Origin of the sequence: Prochlorococcus marinus str. NATL2A, assembly GCF_000012465.1 — a bacterium.
Classification (GTDB): domain Bacteria; phylum Cyanobacteriota; class Cyanobacteriia; order PCC-6307; family Cyanobiaceae; genus Prochlorococcus_B; species Prochlorococcus_B marinus_B.
Map to the genome: position 1 here is coordinate 1,494,533 of NC_007335.2, position 15,248 is coordinate 1,509,780.

General features: G+C 38.4%; 13 protein-coding genes. 2 read left to right on the forward strand and 11 right to left on the reverse strand.

Annotated elements, in window-relative coordinates; translation table 11 throughout:
* Positions 1–44: 44 nt before the first annotated feature.
* Positions 45–1,370 (forward strand): adenosylmethionine--8-amino-7-oxononanoate transaminase, encoded by a 1,326-nt coding sequence (gene bioA, locus PMN2A_RS08250; RefSeq protein WP_011295348.1) that lies wholly within the window; start codon positions 45–47, stop codon positions 1,368–1,370.
* Positions 1,371–1,430: 60 nt separating this feature from the next.
* Here bioA and PMN2A_RS08255 read toward each other — a convergent pair whose 3' ends face one another.
* Positions 1,431–1,871 (reverse strand): J domain-containing protein, encoded by a 441-nt coding sequence (locus PMN2A_RS08255; RefSeq protein ID WP_011295349.1) that lies wholly within the window; start codon positions 1,869–1,871, stop codon positions 1,431–1,433.
* 77 nt (positions 1,872–1,948) lie between these two features.
* Between PMN2A_RS08255 and rsmG the strand changes: the two genes are divergently transcribed.
* Complete coding sequence (gene rsmG / locus PMN2A_RS08260; RefSeq protein ID WP_041711057.1) at positions 1,949–2,695, forward strand: 16S rRNA (guanine(527)-N(7))-methyltransferase RsmG; 747 nt, start codon at positions 1,949–1,951, stop codon at positions 2,693–2,695.
* Here the strand turns inward: rsmG and PMN2A_RS08265 are convergent.
* The 10 genes from PMN2A_RS08265 to PMN2A_RS08310 all read right to left on the reverse strand — a co-directional run bounded on the left by PMN2A_RS08265 (position 2,692) and on the right by PMN2A_RS08310 (position 15,216).
* Positions 2,692–3,918 (reverse strand): aldo/keto reductase, encoded by a 1,227-nt coding sequence (locus PMN2A_RS08265; protein ID WP_011295351.1) that lies wholly within the window; start codon positions 3,916–3,918, stop codon positions 2,692–2,694. The genes rsmG and PMN2A_RS08265 overlap by 4 nt on opposite strands.
* 15 nt (positions 3,919–3,933) lie before the next feature.
* Entirely contained in the window at positions 3,934–4,353 is a 420-nt protein-coding gene (locus tag PMN2A_RS08270) for a ferredoxin (protein ID WP_011295352.1), read from the reverse strand.
* Between the two features lie 14 nt (positions 4,354–4,367).
* Complete coding sequence (locus PMN2A_RS08275) at positions 4,368–4,760, reverse strand: DUF1257 domain-containing protein (protein WP_011295353.1); 393 nt, start codon at positions 4,758–4,760, stop codon at positions 4,368–4,370.
* Complete coding sequence (locus PMN2A_RS08280; RefSeq protein WP_011295354.1) at positions 4,760–4,963, reverse strand: DUF2997 domain-containing protein; 204 nt, start codon at positions 4,961–4,963, stop codon at positions 4,760–4,762. Before PMN2A_RS08280 ends, PMN2A_RS08275 begins: the two co-directional genes overlap by 1 nt.
* Before the next feature lie 91 nt (positions 4,964–5,054).
* On the reverse strand, positions 5,055–5,864 hold the full coding sequence (locus PMN2A_RS08285) for a HEAT repeat domain-containing protein (RefSeq protein WP_011295355.1): 810 nt from the start codon (positions 5,862–5,864) through the stop codon (positions 5,055–5,057).
* A gap of 215 nt (positions 5,865–6,079) precedes the next feature.
* Positions 6,080–7,831: a sodium:solute symporter family protein gene (locus PMN2A_RS08290; RefSeq protein ID WP_011295356.1), complete on the reverse strand. Its 1,752-nt coding sequence runs from the start codon at positions 7,829–7,831 to the stop codon at positions 6,080–6,082.
* Positions 7,832–7,861: 30 nt separating this feature from the next.
* Positions 7,862–8,941, reverse strand: coding sequence for a 23S rRNA (adenine(2503)-C(2))-methyltransferase RlmN (rlmN, locus tag PMN2A_RS08295; RefSeq protein ID WP_011295357.1), 1,080 nt, complete (start codon positions 8,939–8,941; stop codon positions 7,862–7,864).
* Positions 8,938–9,090 carry a high light inducible protein gene (locus PMN2A_RS08300; protein WP_011295358.1) on the reverse strand — a complete coding sequence of 51 codons (153 nt, stop codon included), beginning with the start codon at positions 9,088–9,090 and terminating at the stop codon, positions 8,938–8,940. Before PMN2A_RS08300 ends, rlmN begins: the two co-directional genes overlap by 4 nt.
* A 66-nt stretch (positions 9,091–9,156) precedes the next feature.
* Positions 9,157–13,266, reverse strand: a complete 4,110-nt coding sequence (locus PMN2A_RS08305) for a DNA-directed RNA polymerase subunit beta' (RefSeq protein WP_011295359.1) — start codon at positions 13,264–13,266, stop codon at positions 9,157–9,159.
* 42 nt (positions 13,267–13,308) lie between these two features.
* Positions 13,309–15,216 (reverse strand): DNA-directed RNA polymerase subunit gamma, encoded by a 1,908-nt coding sequence (locus PMN2A_RS08310; RefSeq protein WP_011295360.1) that lies wholly within the window; start codon positions 15,214–15,216, stop codon positions 13,309–13,311.
* Positions 15,217–15,248 lie beyond the last annotated feature (32 nt).

Genomic DNA, 15,248 nt, shown 5'->3' on the forward strand with positions numbered 1-15,248 from the left:
TTTTTTTCTTAATCAAAAGATTATTTTGACTTCAATCAAGTTAAATGAAACAAGAGGAAAAACTAAATTTGATGAATGAGAAAGAAAATTCAAATCAAACTATTCAGAATCCTCATATATGGCCACCATTCACTCAACTTACATCCTCTAAGCCTCAATTATTGGTTGAAAAAGCCAAAGGTGCCCTTTTACTTCCTAAAAACAGAGCTCCAATAATCGATGGCATAAGTAGCTGGTGGGTCACCCTTCATGGTCATGCAAATGAATATATTGCTAAGGCTATCGCAACTCAAGCAGAGCAATTAGAGCAAATTATCTTTGCAGATTTCACTCATCCTCAAGCTGAGCTATTAGCTAATCGACTAAGTAAATTAACAGGCCTAGAAAAGTTATTCTTTTCAGATAATGGCTCTACAGCAGTAGAAGTAGCTTTAAAAATGGCTCGTCAATGGTGGAAAAATAAAGGGGATAATAGATCTCAAATCATTGCATTCGAAGGTGCCTACCATGGCGATACATTCGGAGCCATGGCAGTAGGCGAACGCAATATATTTAGCGAGCCTTTTGATCAAATGCTATTTCCTGTTAGCAGAGTCCCTTGGCCTGAAACATGGTGGGGGGATGAAGATTTTGAAAGACGAGAAAAGGAGGTTTTAGAAACTCTTGATCACCTCCTAAAGACACCAACTATTGCTGTAATTATTGAGCCATTAGTACAAGGGGCTGGAGGGATGCGAATGGTTCGTTCAGAATTTTTAGTAGAAGTCGAAAAAAGAATTCGCCATGCAAATTCTTTACTTATCACAGATGAAGTATTAACTGGCTTTGGAAGGTGTGGAGAACTATTTGCTTTTCAAAGAGCAGGATTAAAGCCAGACCTTATATCACTCTCAAAAGGATTAACCGGTGGATTCCTTCCAATGGGAGTGACTATGTCCAGCAAAAAGATTTCCGAAGGTTTCCTTGGGGAAGATCCCAAGCAAACCTTTTGGCACGGCCACAGTTTTACAGCGAATCCATTAGGCTGTGCAGCTGCAAATGCTAGCTTAGATCTTTTAGAAAGATCTCCTCAAAAATATTTAGATTTTGAATCACGTCACCTACCACATCTACAAAAAATAGTTAAAGATCCAAGAATTGAATGTCCTAGAATCACAGGAACCATTGCTGCTTTTAATATTAAAGTGAAAGCCAATAAAGGGTATTTAAATTCAGTTGGGAAAATCATGAAAGCGAGTGCATTGAGTGTTGGTGTTTTCATTAGGCCATTAGGAGATGTAGTTTATCTAATGCCACCACTATGTATCACAGACCAAGAATTAGAGAAATGCTATTTTGGAATCCAAGAGGGCTTAAATGCTCTATCCTAAGATTTTTTCTTATAAAGACTCTAAGTACTTAGCTATATAATTATTTCTGAGAATTCAACCCTACATCAACCAACTTGGAGTAAAATCCAAGTTTCCACCTCTTAATAAAGAAATAAATACTCCTAAAGCCAGGCTCAAGAAAATAGAAGTAATTAAAAGAAGAAGTGAAAACAATTCTCCACCTGATAACGGTCGCCTTACTCCTATCGATTTAGAAAACTGTACAGGTTTTATATTTGTTAAATAAGGTTCTTTGCTCTGACTTATAAGATTATTATTTCTCTCTATAGACAAGTCATAGTTAGCCCTTAGAACAGGATCGCTTAATAAATCATAAGCCTCACAGACATTTTGAAATTGCCTTGTTGCTTCATCACTTGGTAAAGATGTCGTATCAGGATGAAGCCGCTTACTTAATTCACGGAAAGCTTTTCTAAGCTCTGCATTATTAGCAGAAGGAGAAACACCAAGCAGTTCGTAACAATTGGAAGAAGGGGCCAACTAAAGAAAATATGATCTAATAATGTATAGATTTTATCTAAATATCTCAGGACTGACTATTTCAAAAACAATTAACAATGTCTACTGATAAAAAAAACAGAACAGCAAGTCATCTCATGATATGGAATGAGCTTAAATGGGCGCCAAGTGAAAAACAATTAGCTCAATTCATCCACTTGCAAGAATTACTGAAAGAATGGAATAAGAAGATCAACCTTACTCGTTTAGTCGATGGAGATGATTTCTGGACTGCACAAGTATGCGATAGCTTGTTGCCACTATATGAAGAACTTCAACATCCGGAAGTTTCTCATAAATATATTGATATTGGTTCTGGCTGTGGATTTCCTGGTATAGCCATAGCTATAGCAATGCCAAATTCAAATATTACTCTTTTAGATTCTTCAAGTAAAAAAACAACTTTTCTGAAAGAAGTTTCTAAAGAGATTGGATTGGATTCTCGGATAAAAGTCGTAACCGAACGTGCTGAGGAAGCAGGAAGGAATCCAATCTTTCGAAGTAATTTTGACTATGCCATTGCAAGAGCAGTTGCTTCTGCAAATGTAGTAGCAGAATATCTCGTACCTTTTTTAAATTCAACAGGTCAGGCTCTCATATTCAAAGGAAGCTGGAGTGAAACAGAGCAACAAATACTAAAAAAAGCTTTAGCTGAACTGAATGCAGAGATCCAAAGAACACATGAATTCATACTCCCTAACAATCGCGGTATTAGAAATATTATTAGGATTAATTCTACTAATAAATGTCCCCATCAATACCCAAGATCAATTGGTAAACCCAAAAAACAGCCTTTAGGCTACTAAATCCCCCATAATCTATCTCTTCTTTCCCCTCCCAATCTATCTTTCAATTTTCTAAGTACAGAAGGTATTTCAGAGCTCCAAGGGCTATTAATCAAAACTTTTTTCAAGTCATCCTCACTCACTTCACAATCCAAGCAATCTGCGTTTGCCCCTGGAAACCAATGTCCCCCTCTCCCTAAAAGACCATAACGATCTTTAACAAAGCTTTCCATATCCCAAGCCTCTAATAAATTGTTTAGCCATAATAAAGTAGGTATATTTATCTCTCCTGGAGTTTGGTCCCAGCGAGGAAGACCTATATTCCAAGTAGTCAACCATGACTCTCCAAGCGATTTATACGAGGCATTTATTAGTCGCTTTTCAATGGTATTAATTACCCCATGCATGGTGTCCATTTTAGAAATCGCACTTAAATGAATATCCAGATCTTCAGGACTGGAAGCTCCAACACTTAATGTATGAATTCTTTTATCCCTCAAACAAAACAGATCGTTAAATTCTATTGGATGCAAAGGACTACATAAATCTAAAAGTTTTAATGACGGTGTATGTAAATGACCTCCCTTATCAGTAGGACTTATAATAAAAACCCCCAAATCATTAGCATCCGCTGCTTGCAAAGCTTTTTCGTTTTCCTGACGAATAAAATACCAATGCAAATTAACATAATCAAAAAAACCTGTTTCAATTGTTTTAATTATCAGGTCAACGTTTGCATGAGTTGAGAAGCCAACATGACCAATGAGACCATCTTTTTGCCAACGACGAACAATTTGTAGACATCCATTAGGACGAATAGTCATATCTAAGTGTTCAGGAAGGTTGATACCATGAATAGCTAATAAATCAATTTTTTTGGAACCTAATCTACTCATGCTCAACTCAAGTTCTTGCTCGAATATCGAAGGATCATTATTTGGTGGTACTTTCGTTTGTAATATTCTTTTTGGGTCATCGATTTGATCGAAGGCCCAGCCTATCTGGCGTTCTGATGTTCCATAATGACGAGCAGTTTCTATATGATGCATACCTTTTTGAGCGGCATAGCTAATAGTTTTTTGCAAGATTTCTTGTTGTTGATTATTGATCTCTTTAGGATCTAAATCCTTCCAGCTTTGTTGAAAGCGCATCCCTCCCAGAGATAAGACTGGTATCTGAATCTCAGTTCGCCCAAATCTTCTTCTAGGAATTGAATTGTTTTTACTATCTTTATTTTTTGGCACTTATATTTATAAAAATCAAGTAACAGGTGGTAACCCTAAATTCCTAAAATTATGATTTTTTATAACTTCCTTCAATTTAATTAAATCTTCAAAAGAAACCCAATCTATGCAATCAACTGGGCAGGTATCTATGGCTTCTTGTATTAATTCATCACTATCTCCATCTTGCCTAAAAGCTCTTGCTCTACCTTCTTCTGGCTCCATTGCAAAAGTATTCGTAGCAACCGAGCTGCAGTATGTACAGCCAATACATTTCCTCTCATCAACCCAAACAGCTTTTTCCCTTAACCTCCCTCCTAGAACTGGATCTCTACCACTAAGCTCGAAATCTTCATTATTAGCTGCTTCGAATGCAAGATTTGGATCATAAATACCATTTGATGGCTGATATTCAATAGACCTAGTTTCAAAAGCAGCTCTAGGATCAAAAGTCAATTTTCAAAAAAGTCCTAAGAATCCCAGCGAGTGACAACTAATTCTATTGATCCATCTATATTTTGTTTTTGCTCAGATACTTGAAATCCCTCTCTAGCTGTTGAATTAAGAACAGTATTAAGAGCATAACGCTGAGTGACTTGAGCTAAGAATCTTTCTATTGGTATTGATTGTTTCCAGAGGTCAAGATCAGTTACTAGTTCATATGATTTTGACCCTTCATTCCAACGAAATCCAATATCTGCTCCCTTACTCATCTCAACAGTCATTTGAGCCTTAACTGTTTGACCTCTGTAACCTCTAACCAAATTTTCACCTTCGTTAGGTATATAACCTAAGTCAATAAGAGCTTGTTTTAGAAACTCTTTTTTACGAAGTTGGGTTTTTACTGTGCTGAAATGTGACATCAGTGAATTTCTGCAGAAATAGTCTGTTTTTGAACCTTTTCACGAAGAAAGGTATCGGAGGTTGGTTCTCTTCTCTCAACGGTGCCTAAGGCATCCTCAAGCTTCTCAGTTAAATCGATACATGCTTCACCAACAAGACCCTCAACGGTTTCTTCAACCCGTCCATCTTGTCGAATTTTGAAACGCAATGTTCGTTGTGGCATGAAAGAGTGAGGTCCTAAGTCACGCATGATATAGAAAAAAACACTAGAAACGCGAATTATTAATTACAACGAATTGTTTTCGTACCAAAAATTAAACCAATTGACCATCATCAATTAATGATTTTAATTTTTTTTGTACCTCTTGATTGTCCAATTGCTCCAAAGCTGTCCTTGCTTCATACCTGACAGAAGGCTCACGGTCATTCAATAAAACAGAAATAAAAGCCTCTACTATGTGAATTTTGATTTCCTCACTCAAATGAATGTAAAGGCGACCAAGAGACCAAATACAATTACTCCTAACTATTGGTTCCCCATCAATTTGTAAACTTTCAAGTAATTGATTTGCTGCTGGCAAAGAGCTTTCTAATGAATTGAGACCAACCTCTGCTAAAGAACTGGATGCCCAAAGTCGAACAGCAGCAACATCTTGTTTTAAAGCATTAATCAGAGGTTCTAGAACGGGGGCATTTGAGTAATTTCCAAGACTCCAAGCAGTAGCTTTTCGCACATAAGCATTACTATCGAATCTCAATAAATGCAATAGAAGGTCAATAGCTTGGGGACAAGGATTTCTACCTAAAGCATAAACAGCGCTCATCCTCACAACTGGAGAGGGTTCGTCAAGTAAAGGGAGTAAAAATGGAAGAGCTCTAGAATCTCTGTGTTCACAAAAAACTCTTAGGCCTTGAAGTCTTTCTTCATTTCCAGATTGAAGCCATTTCAATGCAATATCACACTCTTTTGATGAATTCACTAGATCTTCATCAGTTTTATCTAGTTCAATTTCATCTAAAGGATCCCCAGCCAACTGAGCAGCTAGTTCTCGAGCCAAGAGATCAGGGTCTATGGCCAAATTTGCCAACCCTTCTTTACTTAAATTTTGATTTACATCACTCATAGCTCTGACTGAAGAAGAGCAAGCTTAATTAATTGGAGCTGGTGCAAGCATATCCCCAGGCAGCCATATACGAGCACTGACTGCAAACAAAGCGATACCAAAAAGAGCAACAATCAAGATAGGAAAAAGAGTTGTCCGTAAGAAACCCAAGGTTGCAAGTGAATTAGAATTTCATTCTGCTCTAAATTTTGACCATTTGGCTATTTAGCGTCAACTTATTGAGTTATTAGTCTTGTTTTCTTCATTAAAAACACAGAACTGACCGCAATGGAGAGTGCAATCCAAGCGCTCCTTTCTTGATGTAATAAGAAAGCTCCAATACTGAGTAAGCCTCCATAGAGAATACATGAGCCTAAAATGAAGCGACATCCAAGCACTGAAAAAGAATCAACTGGATCAATATTCAATTTCTTCCGTATTTTGCTCCAGCCAGGGCCTGGAGGTTTTACCTGCATTACAAAGTTATTGAGTGTCTCGTCAGACTCTGGCTCAGTGAAAAATAAGGTAAGCAGCCAAATCACGGCTGAAAATGAAGTTGTGAATAAAAGTCTTTTTCCAAAATCTTCAATTATGAAATAAGGCGAAACTGAAGTAATTAAGCCTATAAAAAAACCACTCAGCATTGCCGAAAGTTCCGCTAGAGCATTAACTCGCCACCAAAACCACCGAAGGACAAGCACAGCACCTGGGCCTGTACCTATCGCAATAACAAGTCTAAACATTGAACCAATACTGTTACTTAATAAAGCCGTGAGGACTCCAATTAGAAGCAACAAAATACTTGCTAGCTGGCCCATAAAAATCATTTCTCTAGGCCCAGCGAATGGCCTCACAAATCTCTTATAAAGATCATGTGCAAGATAACTTGCCCCCCAATTGATTGAGGTACTTACGGTGCTCATAAATGCAGCGACCAATGAAACTACGACTAATCCAAGTCCAACGGGTGGTAAGTATGTAACAGCAAGGTTTGGATAACTTAATTCCCAGTCAGCTTGTTGAGGCAAGAGGACTAAACCAGCTAAGCCAACTAAAATCCAAAGCCAACTGCGAACAAGATAATTAACAATTAAAAAAACTATTCCTGCCAAAGTTGCTTGTTTTTCATCTTTTGTAGCCAATAAACGTTGAATAAATTCCCCACCACCATCACTACGTCTGAAACTCCACCACTGCAAAGAAATAAAAGCGAAGAAAGTAGTAATACTTATTCCTGAGCTATCCAACCAATTGAAACCATTTTTGTTGAATGTCCATGGAAATAAAGAAAGCAGCTCAGGTCGATCTAATGCCTCTAACTTTGTTAACAAATTCGTCATACCACCTGAAGCATCAAGTGCCACAAAGCAAACAGCAAATGCGCCTAAAAGAGCTAATACAAGTTGTACAAAATCATTAACGACTACTGCCCAAAGTCCGCCTAGTACAGTGTAAACAAGCAAAAACAAAGCAACTAAAATCATTAAAAGTATCGTGTCAGTAAAGGGTCCGAATACAATATGTCCATCTACCACACCTAATGATTCAGCCACTTTACGCATTGCTAAGAAAGCATAACCAATCCCAATACAATTGATTGGAACTGAGAGTAAAAAAGCTTTTATACCTCTTAAGTAAGCTGCTGCTTGCCCCCCATAACGTAATTCAGTAAAGGCTGCGTCAGTCAATACTCCACTACGCCTCCACAGTGGAGCGAATATAACCGTCATAGCAACATGAGCAAGGCCAAAACTCCACCACTCCCAGTTTCCTGCCAAGCCTCGAGTCCCAATAACTCCGGCCACATAAAGAGGTGTGTCAATCGAAAACGTTGTTGCAGCCATAGACATACCTGCAAGCAATCCATTAAGACGACGACCAGCAACAAAATAGTCTGCTTCATTATGATTTTTTAGAGATATATAAATTCCTAATACCAAGGAAAAGATCAAATAAACAAATAAAATAAACCAATCAATTAATGTCATAAGAGTCCACAAGACATATATGTTTCCTGCTTAGTTGATTTTTATTTTATCGATTGTTTGCCTTCTTAATTGTCCACATGCCGCATCTTTATCTCTACCTCTACTTGCACGAACACTTACAGCAACTCCCCTATTTTCTAATAGCTCTCTAAAGGCATTAACTCTAGATTGGCTTGGTCGCTTAAAGTTCTCTTCAGCGATTGGATTATAAGCTATCAAATTAACATGGCTCTGAAAGCCTCTCATCAGGTTAGCTAACTGCTCTGCATGAATATCTTTGTCATTCAAACCGCCAAGAAGTATATACTCAAAGCTTACTCGTCTACCAGTGAGTTCTATATACTTTTTACAGTCTTTTAGTAATGAATTAATTGGATATGAACTCGCCGAGGGGATTATCAATTCACGCAATGTCTGATTAGGTGCATGAAGACTGACTGCAAGCGTGAATTTAACTCTTCCTAAACGGTCTTGAGCTAATTTTGCTAAATCTGAAAGAGTATTCGGTATCCCAACAGTACTAACAGTTATCTTCCTTTGACCAATACCAATATCACTTGTGAGACATTCAATAGAGTCCAGAACATTTCGAATATTCAGGAGTGGCTCGCCCATACCCATAAACACGACATGAGTAGGCCTCCTATTCATTGTTTCTCTAACACTAATAACTTGATCAACTATCTCATTCACATCAAGAGATCTATTAAGCCCCCCCTTCCCAGTCGCACAAAATTTGCAACCCATAGGGCAGCCAATTTGACTTGAAACACAAACTGTAAGTCTTTTATCTGTTGGTATTCCTACTGTTTCTACAATCTCACCATCAAAAGTCCCCATTAATAATTTCAATGTCTCATCTTCGGCTACAACTCTATTAATTTCGTCCAGCCTTCCAATCTGAATTCCTTTACGTACTAATGAATCTCGCCATTTTTTTGGAAGAACACTTATTGAATCTAAGCTTTTTGCCCCTCTTTGATAAATCCATTCGTGAATTTGCCTACCACGAAAAGACTTTTCACCTTCCTGACGAGCAAATTCTTCAAGATCTTCCGAACTTAAGCCAAGCAAGGATGAATTACTTGATAGTTTAGGAAGTTTTGTCACCAATTCATTAAGCCATGTCCCAATTTAAATTCCAAAAGAACTAACGCAATAAAACCAATCATTGCCCATCTGCCATTAACTCTTTCAGTATGTGTATGAAAGCCATAGCGAGGTAATTTACGCTTGGGAACTAGAGGTGGATCAATCATCGATGGACTTTTAATTGGAAGAACTAAATATTAGAAAGTTTAGAAGAGTAATGTAGAAAAATTCATTTATTCATCTGAAAGCAAGCCTTCTTCTTGCAAGCCCTCCAACGCAGCTGGATCTGGCATTTGGTCTTCGGCAGATAATTCATCATCGCCTACTGGGCGGGCAAATGCTGCAAAATTACTAGTTGTTGGGTCGATTCCGTGTCTACTTCTAGTTGCCTCTAAGTCCTCTTCGCTGGGATCATCCAAAACAGCGGTGTTCTTAGCTACTGGGGAAGAAGGCATATCAACAGTATAGTCAGGTCTAAGGTTTTGTATCCTTCGATAACCAGCTGGGTCCTCTGCAAGAATATCTGGATGAGGACCTGCTTCAGCATTTAACTCTTCAACAAAACCACTAAAACCTGTACCGGCAGGTATCAGACGACCAATAATGACATTTTCTTTAAGTCCACGAAGCCAATCAGACTTACCCTCTATAGCCGCTTCGGTAAGAACTCGGGTTGTTTCTTGGAATGAAGCCGCTGAGATAAAACTATCGGTATTAAGTGATGCTTTTGTGATACCAAGTAATACAGGAGTGAATTCCGAAGGAGCACCTCCAGTTATCGATATTGCCTGATTTGTATCTTCAACTTGTCTCAGTTCTATCAATTCTCCTGGTAAAAATGTGGTATCTCCTGCATCTTCTATTCGCACTTTACTAGTCATCTGCCGAACTATAACTTCTATGTGTTTATCATCTATGGCCACCCCCTGAGATTTATAAACATTTTGGACTTCACTTACCATCCTATGCTGAAGCTTAGCTATAGCCTCCTGAGCTGCATCCATCAGAGGTTTTTTATCGCGCAAGTCTGTAAAGAAACATTCCAAAAGCTCATGTGGGTTTACTGGGCCATCAGTCAAGAATTCACCAGCTATGACTTGTTGGCTATTTCTAACCATTACGTTACGACCTAACAAAATCGGATACTCAGAGATCACGTCATTGTCCTCAATAATAGATACAACTACGGAGTCATCGTCATCTCCTTTTTTAATATCTACTGTTCCGGATTTTTTGCATAAAATAGCTGAATCCCTAGGCCTTCGAGCTTCGAGTAATTCTTCAATTCTTGGTAAACCTTGAACAATATCACCTGTTTTTTGTCTTTCAAAAACCAACAAAGCTAAACCATCTCCTCTTTGGACCAGATCACCATCACGAACATGAAGGACTGAATCTGGTGAGACCATATAAGGTCTACCAAGACGCAACTTAACTTTCTTTCCATCTATATTTTCTATTTCACCACAAGCATCAATTGATTGGTCTTTTGAAACGAAGTCCCCATCTACTACTCTCTGTCCTACTTTCAAAAGAGTAGTTCCTTTGGAATCAATTGTTATTGTATCTTCTTCCCTTTCAACGATAAGTCGACGGACTGGATCACCGTCGACTGCATCAGGGAGTTGAACAACACCTTCCTGCTTACATAAGATCTGCGTTGTAGCAACAACGTCTCCGGCTGAAACAACTTGAGCATTTTCTATCTGTAATTCAGTATGTGTTGAGCCATGGCTAGAATCAGATGTAGTATCTCTTCTAACTAAAATACTTTCAAGAATTACTAATTTCAATCTATCACCCTTTGAATTCAAGTCTTGTATCACTTCTACGTCTACTGTCATCTGTGGCGTAGTGTCAAATGTCTCAAGCATCAGTTGGGTTTTAAGCAACTCAACACCTTCAACAGATTTAATAAGCTCTCCATCCTTGTAAGCAAGTCTTTGAGAGGCTTTTACTCCTAATGATGGGCCTTTGGGTTGTTTAACATGTTTTAATTCAGGCAATTGTGCCTGATCAGGAATATTGAATTCTTCTACAGATCTTAATAAAAGACCCTTACCTTCTGGTGTCTCAACTGATTGAACCATTACCATTGAATCAGTCTTAATCCCTTTTGCGATGGTTTCTCCGGGATTCACTATTTGCCCGTCTCCTTCAAATCTATCAAGTGCTTTGCTTTCTTTACAAAGTTTAAAAGTACCGCTTCTCACTATTATTTCTCTGAGAATATCATTTTTTTGAGTAACGGTAACTATTCCGGCAGTTTGACTAAAAATATCTTTAACAACTTCTGTCCCTGCCTCTATCCATTGGCGATCTTTAATCATTAACAATGAAATATCCTTATTGATTTCATGAGTCTCTTGAGGTATCCATAACAAAGTCCCACCTTTACTTACTTCATAACCATTCTTTGCGGAACGAGCTTTCTTGATTGTCAACCCAGGGGCATATTTAATCAGTCCTCCTGTTTCAGTTTTAAAGCGATCATCTGATAACTCAGCTATTACCTCATTATTCCCAATTTTACTTCCAGGAATAGTATTCAATCTGTAACGTGTATTATCTTGAGCTTCAAGATGCCATATTTCGCCTGAGTGCGTAGACTCTTCAAGTAATTTGAAATCATCTAAAGTCATCGAAGTTGTGACTATTTGAACTTCTCTAGAGTCACCAATAGAGTCTCTGAGTCTTACTTCACCTCCAAATTCACTTGCTTGGCTCGCTTCGGCTAAAACTTGTCCTTCCTTTACAGAAACATTGCCAGATACAACTGGCAAAGCATTAGGAGGTAAATTGTATACGTCTCCAGCTAGTACCCAAAGTCGACCAAGTCGTTGAGCTTTAAGAGTTATATTACCTTGCCTATCTGTGACCTCTCTGGGCTGGATAATTGTTTCATACCTAACTTGTCCAGCTAAATCGCAGATAACATCTTTAGTAGCCTTTTCAACACTTTTTTGCACAGTCCCACTAGCAATCTGAGCGACAGTCACATCTATATCGATGTTTTGACCATTGTCTACAAAAAGTAGAGAACCAATCGGTATATCAATTTTTTGAGGTTTGCCACCACTTGTCGGAACAATACTTAGATTAAAATCAACCTCAGCTTGCTGCGCTTCAACGCCATGTGGTGTTCTGTAGCCTCTTACCCGTGCCTTTGAACCAAATTCAACTTTTCCTGAAAGAGTAGAGCGAACAACACCAGTTTCTGCTGTTGACACCCCACCAGTATGGAAAGTTCTCATAGTTAATTGGGTACCTGGCTCACCAATAGATTGAGCAGCAACGATACCTACAGCTTCACCTAAATCAACGAGTTGATTATGAGCCAGCGCCCAACCATAACATTTACGACAAACTGATCTGGTCGCCTCACATGTAAGAGGAGATCTAACCCTCACACCTTGCATATTTGATTGTTCAAATTTCTTAGATAGCTGAGGATCAATTGGAGTATCTCTTTCAGCTAAAACTTCCTCGTCTGCATTAACGACTTGTTCGGAGGTCAAGCGTCCGACAAGCCTATTACCAAACTTTCCATCTTCTGCACTTATTAAAATTGATCTCGTAGTACCACAATCCTCTTCTCGAACAATCACGTCTTGAGCGACATCAACCAGGCGTCTAGTTAAATATCCAGAGTCAGCAGTTCTTAAAGCAGTGTCAACAAGACCTTTACGAGCTCCATAAGAGGAAATCACATATTCAGTTACCGTTAGACCCTCTCTAAAATTAGTTCGTATTGGCAAGTCAATGATTTCTCCTTGAGGATTAGCCATTAATCCTCTCATCCCAACAAGTTGACGGACTTGAGACATGTTTCCTCTGGCCCCTGAATTAGCCATCATCCATACTGAATTTAATGGATCGTTTTGATTGAAATTCTTCTTAACTGCATCAACTAATCTTTCATTAGTCTCAGTCCAAGTATCTATAACTTTTGTATGCCTCTCAACCTCAGTAATTTCTCCTAATCTATAGCATTCCTCAGTAGCGGTGATTAGTTCTTCGGCCTGACCAAGTAAATCCTGTTTTGCCTCTGGAACCTTTAAATCATCAACAGAAATTGAAACAGCTGCTTGGGTTGCATATCTAAAACCAAGATCTTTCAAGTTATCTGCCATAGCCGCAGTTGCAGCTGTTCCATGATGCTTGAATGCCCATGCAACTAAATTTTTCAAAACTTTCTTATCAACTACTTTATTTCTAAAGGGAGGAGGAGTTTTAGAAAGTCTTTGAACAGCTATGATCTCTGCTGCTTTTTTTGATTTAGAGCCTCTTTTTGCTTTTGATTTAGTAGAGGATTTACGAGTTTTAGGAGAGGAGGAAGTCATGATAGAGTGCTATTCAATAAAAAAGTGGATTTGTTCTGAGGTTTACGAGGTGGCTGCTACGGCATCAATAATTGTATGGTTCATTACGACTCGACCAACAGTAGTCAATATATAACGGCTAATTAAACTTCCATCTTCATCTAATCGGTCACGTCGATATGTCCATTCCTCAATACGGGTACCGTCTTTCAAAGTCTCTGACTTAAGCGGATTCTGAAGCTCATCGTCATCCTCAATTTCACCAGAAAATCGAACCCAAACCCAATCATGTAAATCTATTCTTTTATCTTCAAGAGCTTGTAAAACGTCCTCAAGTGATGCATAGGTATTTGAATAATCTCCGAACTTCGGCTGCTTTGATTGAGGCTGAATTGCAGTAAGGTAGTAAGACCCTAAAACCATATCTTGAGATGGGGTAACTATTGGATCCCCAGTTGCAGGGGAAAGAATATTGTTACTCGCTAGCATTAACATCCTTGCTTCTGTTTGCGCTTCAATTGCCAAAGGCACATGAACAGCCATTTGATCTCCATCAAAATCAGCATTAAAAGCTGGACATACCAATGGATGTAGCTGTATAGCTCGTCCAGCAACTAATTTAGGTTCAAAAGCTTGAATGCCTAATCGGTGCAAAGTAGGAGCACGGTTAAGCAGGATAGGATGACCCTCTATGACTTCCTGTAATACCTGCATTACTTCATCGTCTGCTTTCTGTATCAATTTCTTTGCAGCTTTGATGTTATTGACAATGTTCTGGCGAATCAATCGATGAATTACAAAAGGCTGAAAAAGTTCTATCGCCATTTCCTTTGGCAATCCACATTGATGCATTTTTAACTTGGGGCCAACTACTATTACCGAGCGACCTGAATAATCAACTCTTTTCCCAAGCAAATTCTGTCTAAATCTACCTTGCTTACCCTCGATAATATCGCTTAATGATTTCAAGGGGCGATTATTTGCGCCAACAACAGTTCTTCCCCTTCTACCATTATCAATAAGTGCATCTACAGCCTCTTGTAGCATCCTTTTTTCATTTCTAACTATTATTTCCGGAGCTAGTATTTCCTGAAGACGAGCAAGACGGTTGTTCCTATTGATTACTCTTCTATATAAATCATTTAAATCTGAGGTAGCGAATCTACCTCCATCTAGTTGCACCATAGGCCTCAAATCAGGAGGTATTACAGGTATCGCATCTAAAACCATCCATTCTGGACTTGCGCTTGTAGCAATAAAGTTATCTATTACCCTTAGCCTTTTTATAAGCTTAGCCCTTTTTTGACCTTTACTTGTAGCAATATCTTCTCGTAATTGCTCAGCAACTTCTTTTAAATTTAAATCTTCAAGTAATTGTTTTAAGGCCTCTGCACCTATGCCAACGATGGGTTCATTCTCAATAGTTGAATCCTCAGCATAAATCTCGTCTTCAATCTCAAGCCATTCATCTTCTGTTAATAGCTGCTTATATTTTAAATCTTTACTATCTCCAATATCTAAAACCACATAACAATTAAAGTAAACGATTTGCTCAACATCTCTAAGAGGCATATCTAACAAAATAGCTACATAGCTAGGAATACCTTTTAGATACCAAACATGTGATACAGGAGCTGCTAATTTAATAAATCCCATTCTATGTCTCCTAACCCGACTTTCTGTTACTTCAACACCGCACCTCTCGCAAACAATTCCACGATGTCTAACCCTCTTATATTTCCCACAATGACATTCCCAATCCTTGGACGGACCAAAAATCTTTTCACAAAACAACCCATCCATTTCAGGCTTTAGTGTTCGATAATTTATTGTTTCTGGCTTAGTTACTTCCCCTACAACCTGACCATTAGGCAAAGTCCTTTGCCCCCACTCCATTACTCTTTCAGGCGATGCTAATTTTATTTTTACATAATCAAAATGATTTTCCGTACGTAGATTGCTATTAGTCATGAGAGTTTAGTGTGTTTAGATAATTTGTTTAG

Excerpts from the sequence above, each read along its gene's own strand:
- bioA (WP_011295348.1), top strand. The coding sequence starts at position 45 with ATGAAACAAGAGGAAAAACTAAATTTGATGAATGAGAAAGAAAATTCA.
- rsmG (WP_041711057.1), top strand. The coding sequence starts at position 1,949 with ATGTCTACTGATAAAAAAAACAGAACAGCAAGTCATCTCATGATATGG.
- PMN2A_RS08275 (WP_011295353.1), bottom strand. The coding sequence starts at position 4,760 with ATGTCACATTTCAGCACAGTAAAAACCCAACTTCGTAAAAAAGAGTTT.
- PMN2A_RS08280 (WP_011295354.1), bottom strand. The coding sequence starts at position 4,963 with ATGCCACAACGAACATTGCGTTTCAAAATTCGACAAGATGGACGGGTT.
- PMN2A_RS08285 (WP_011295355.1), bottom strand. The coding sequence starts at position 5,864 with ATGAGTGATGTAAATCAAAATTTAAGTAAAGAAGGGTTGGCAAATTTG.
- PMN2A_RS08290 (WP_011295356.1), bottom strand. The coding sequence starts at position 7,831 with ATGACATTAATTGATTGGTTTATTTTATTTGTTTATTTGATCTTTTCC.
- PMN2A_RS08300 (WP_011295358.1), bottom strand. The coding sequence starts at position 9,090 with ATGATTGATCCACCTCTAGTTCCCAAGCGTAAATTACCTCGCTATGGC.
- PMN2A_RS08305 (WP_011295359.1), bottom strand. The coding sequence starts at position 13,266 with ATGACTTCCTCCTCTCCTAAAACTCGTAAATCCTCTACTAAATCAAAA.
- PMN2A_RS08310 (WP_011295360.1), bottom strand. The coding sequence starts at position 15,216 with ATGACTAATAGCAATCTACGTACGGAAAATCATTTTGATTATGTAAAA.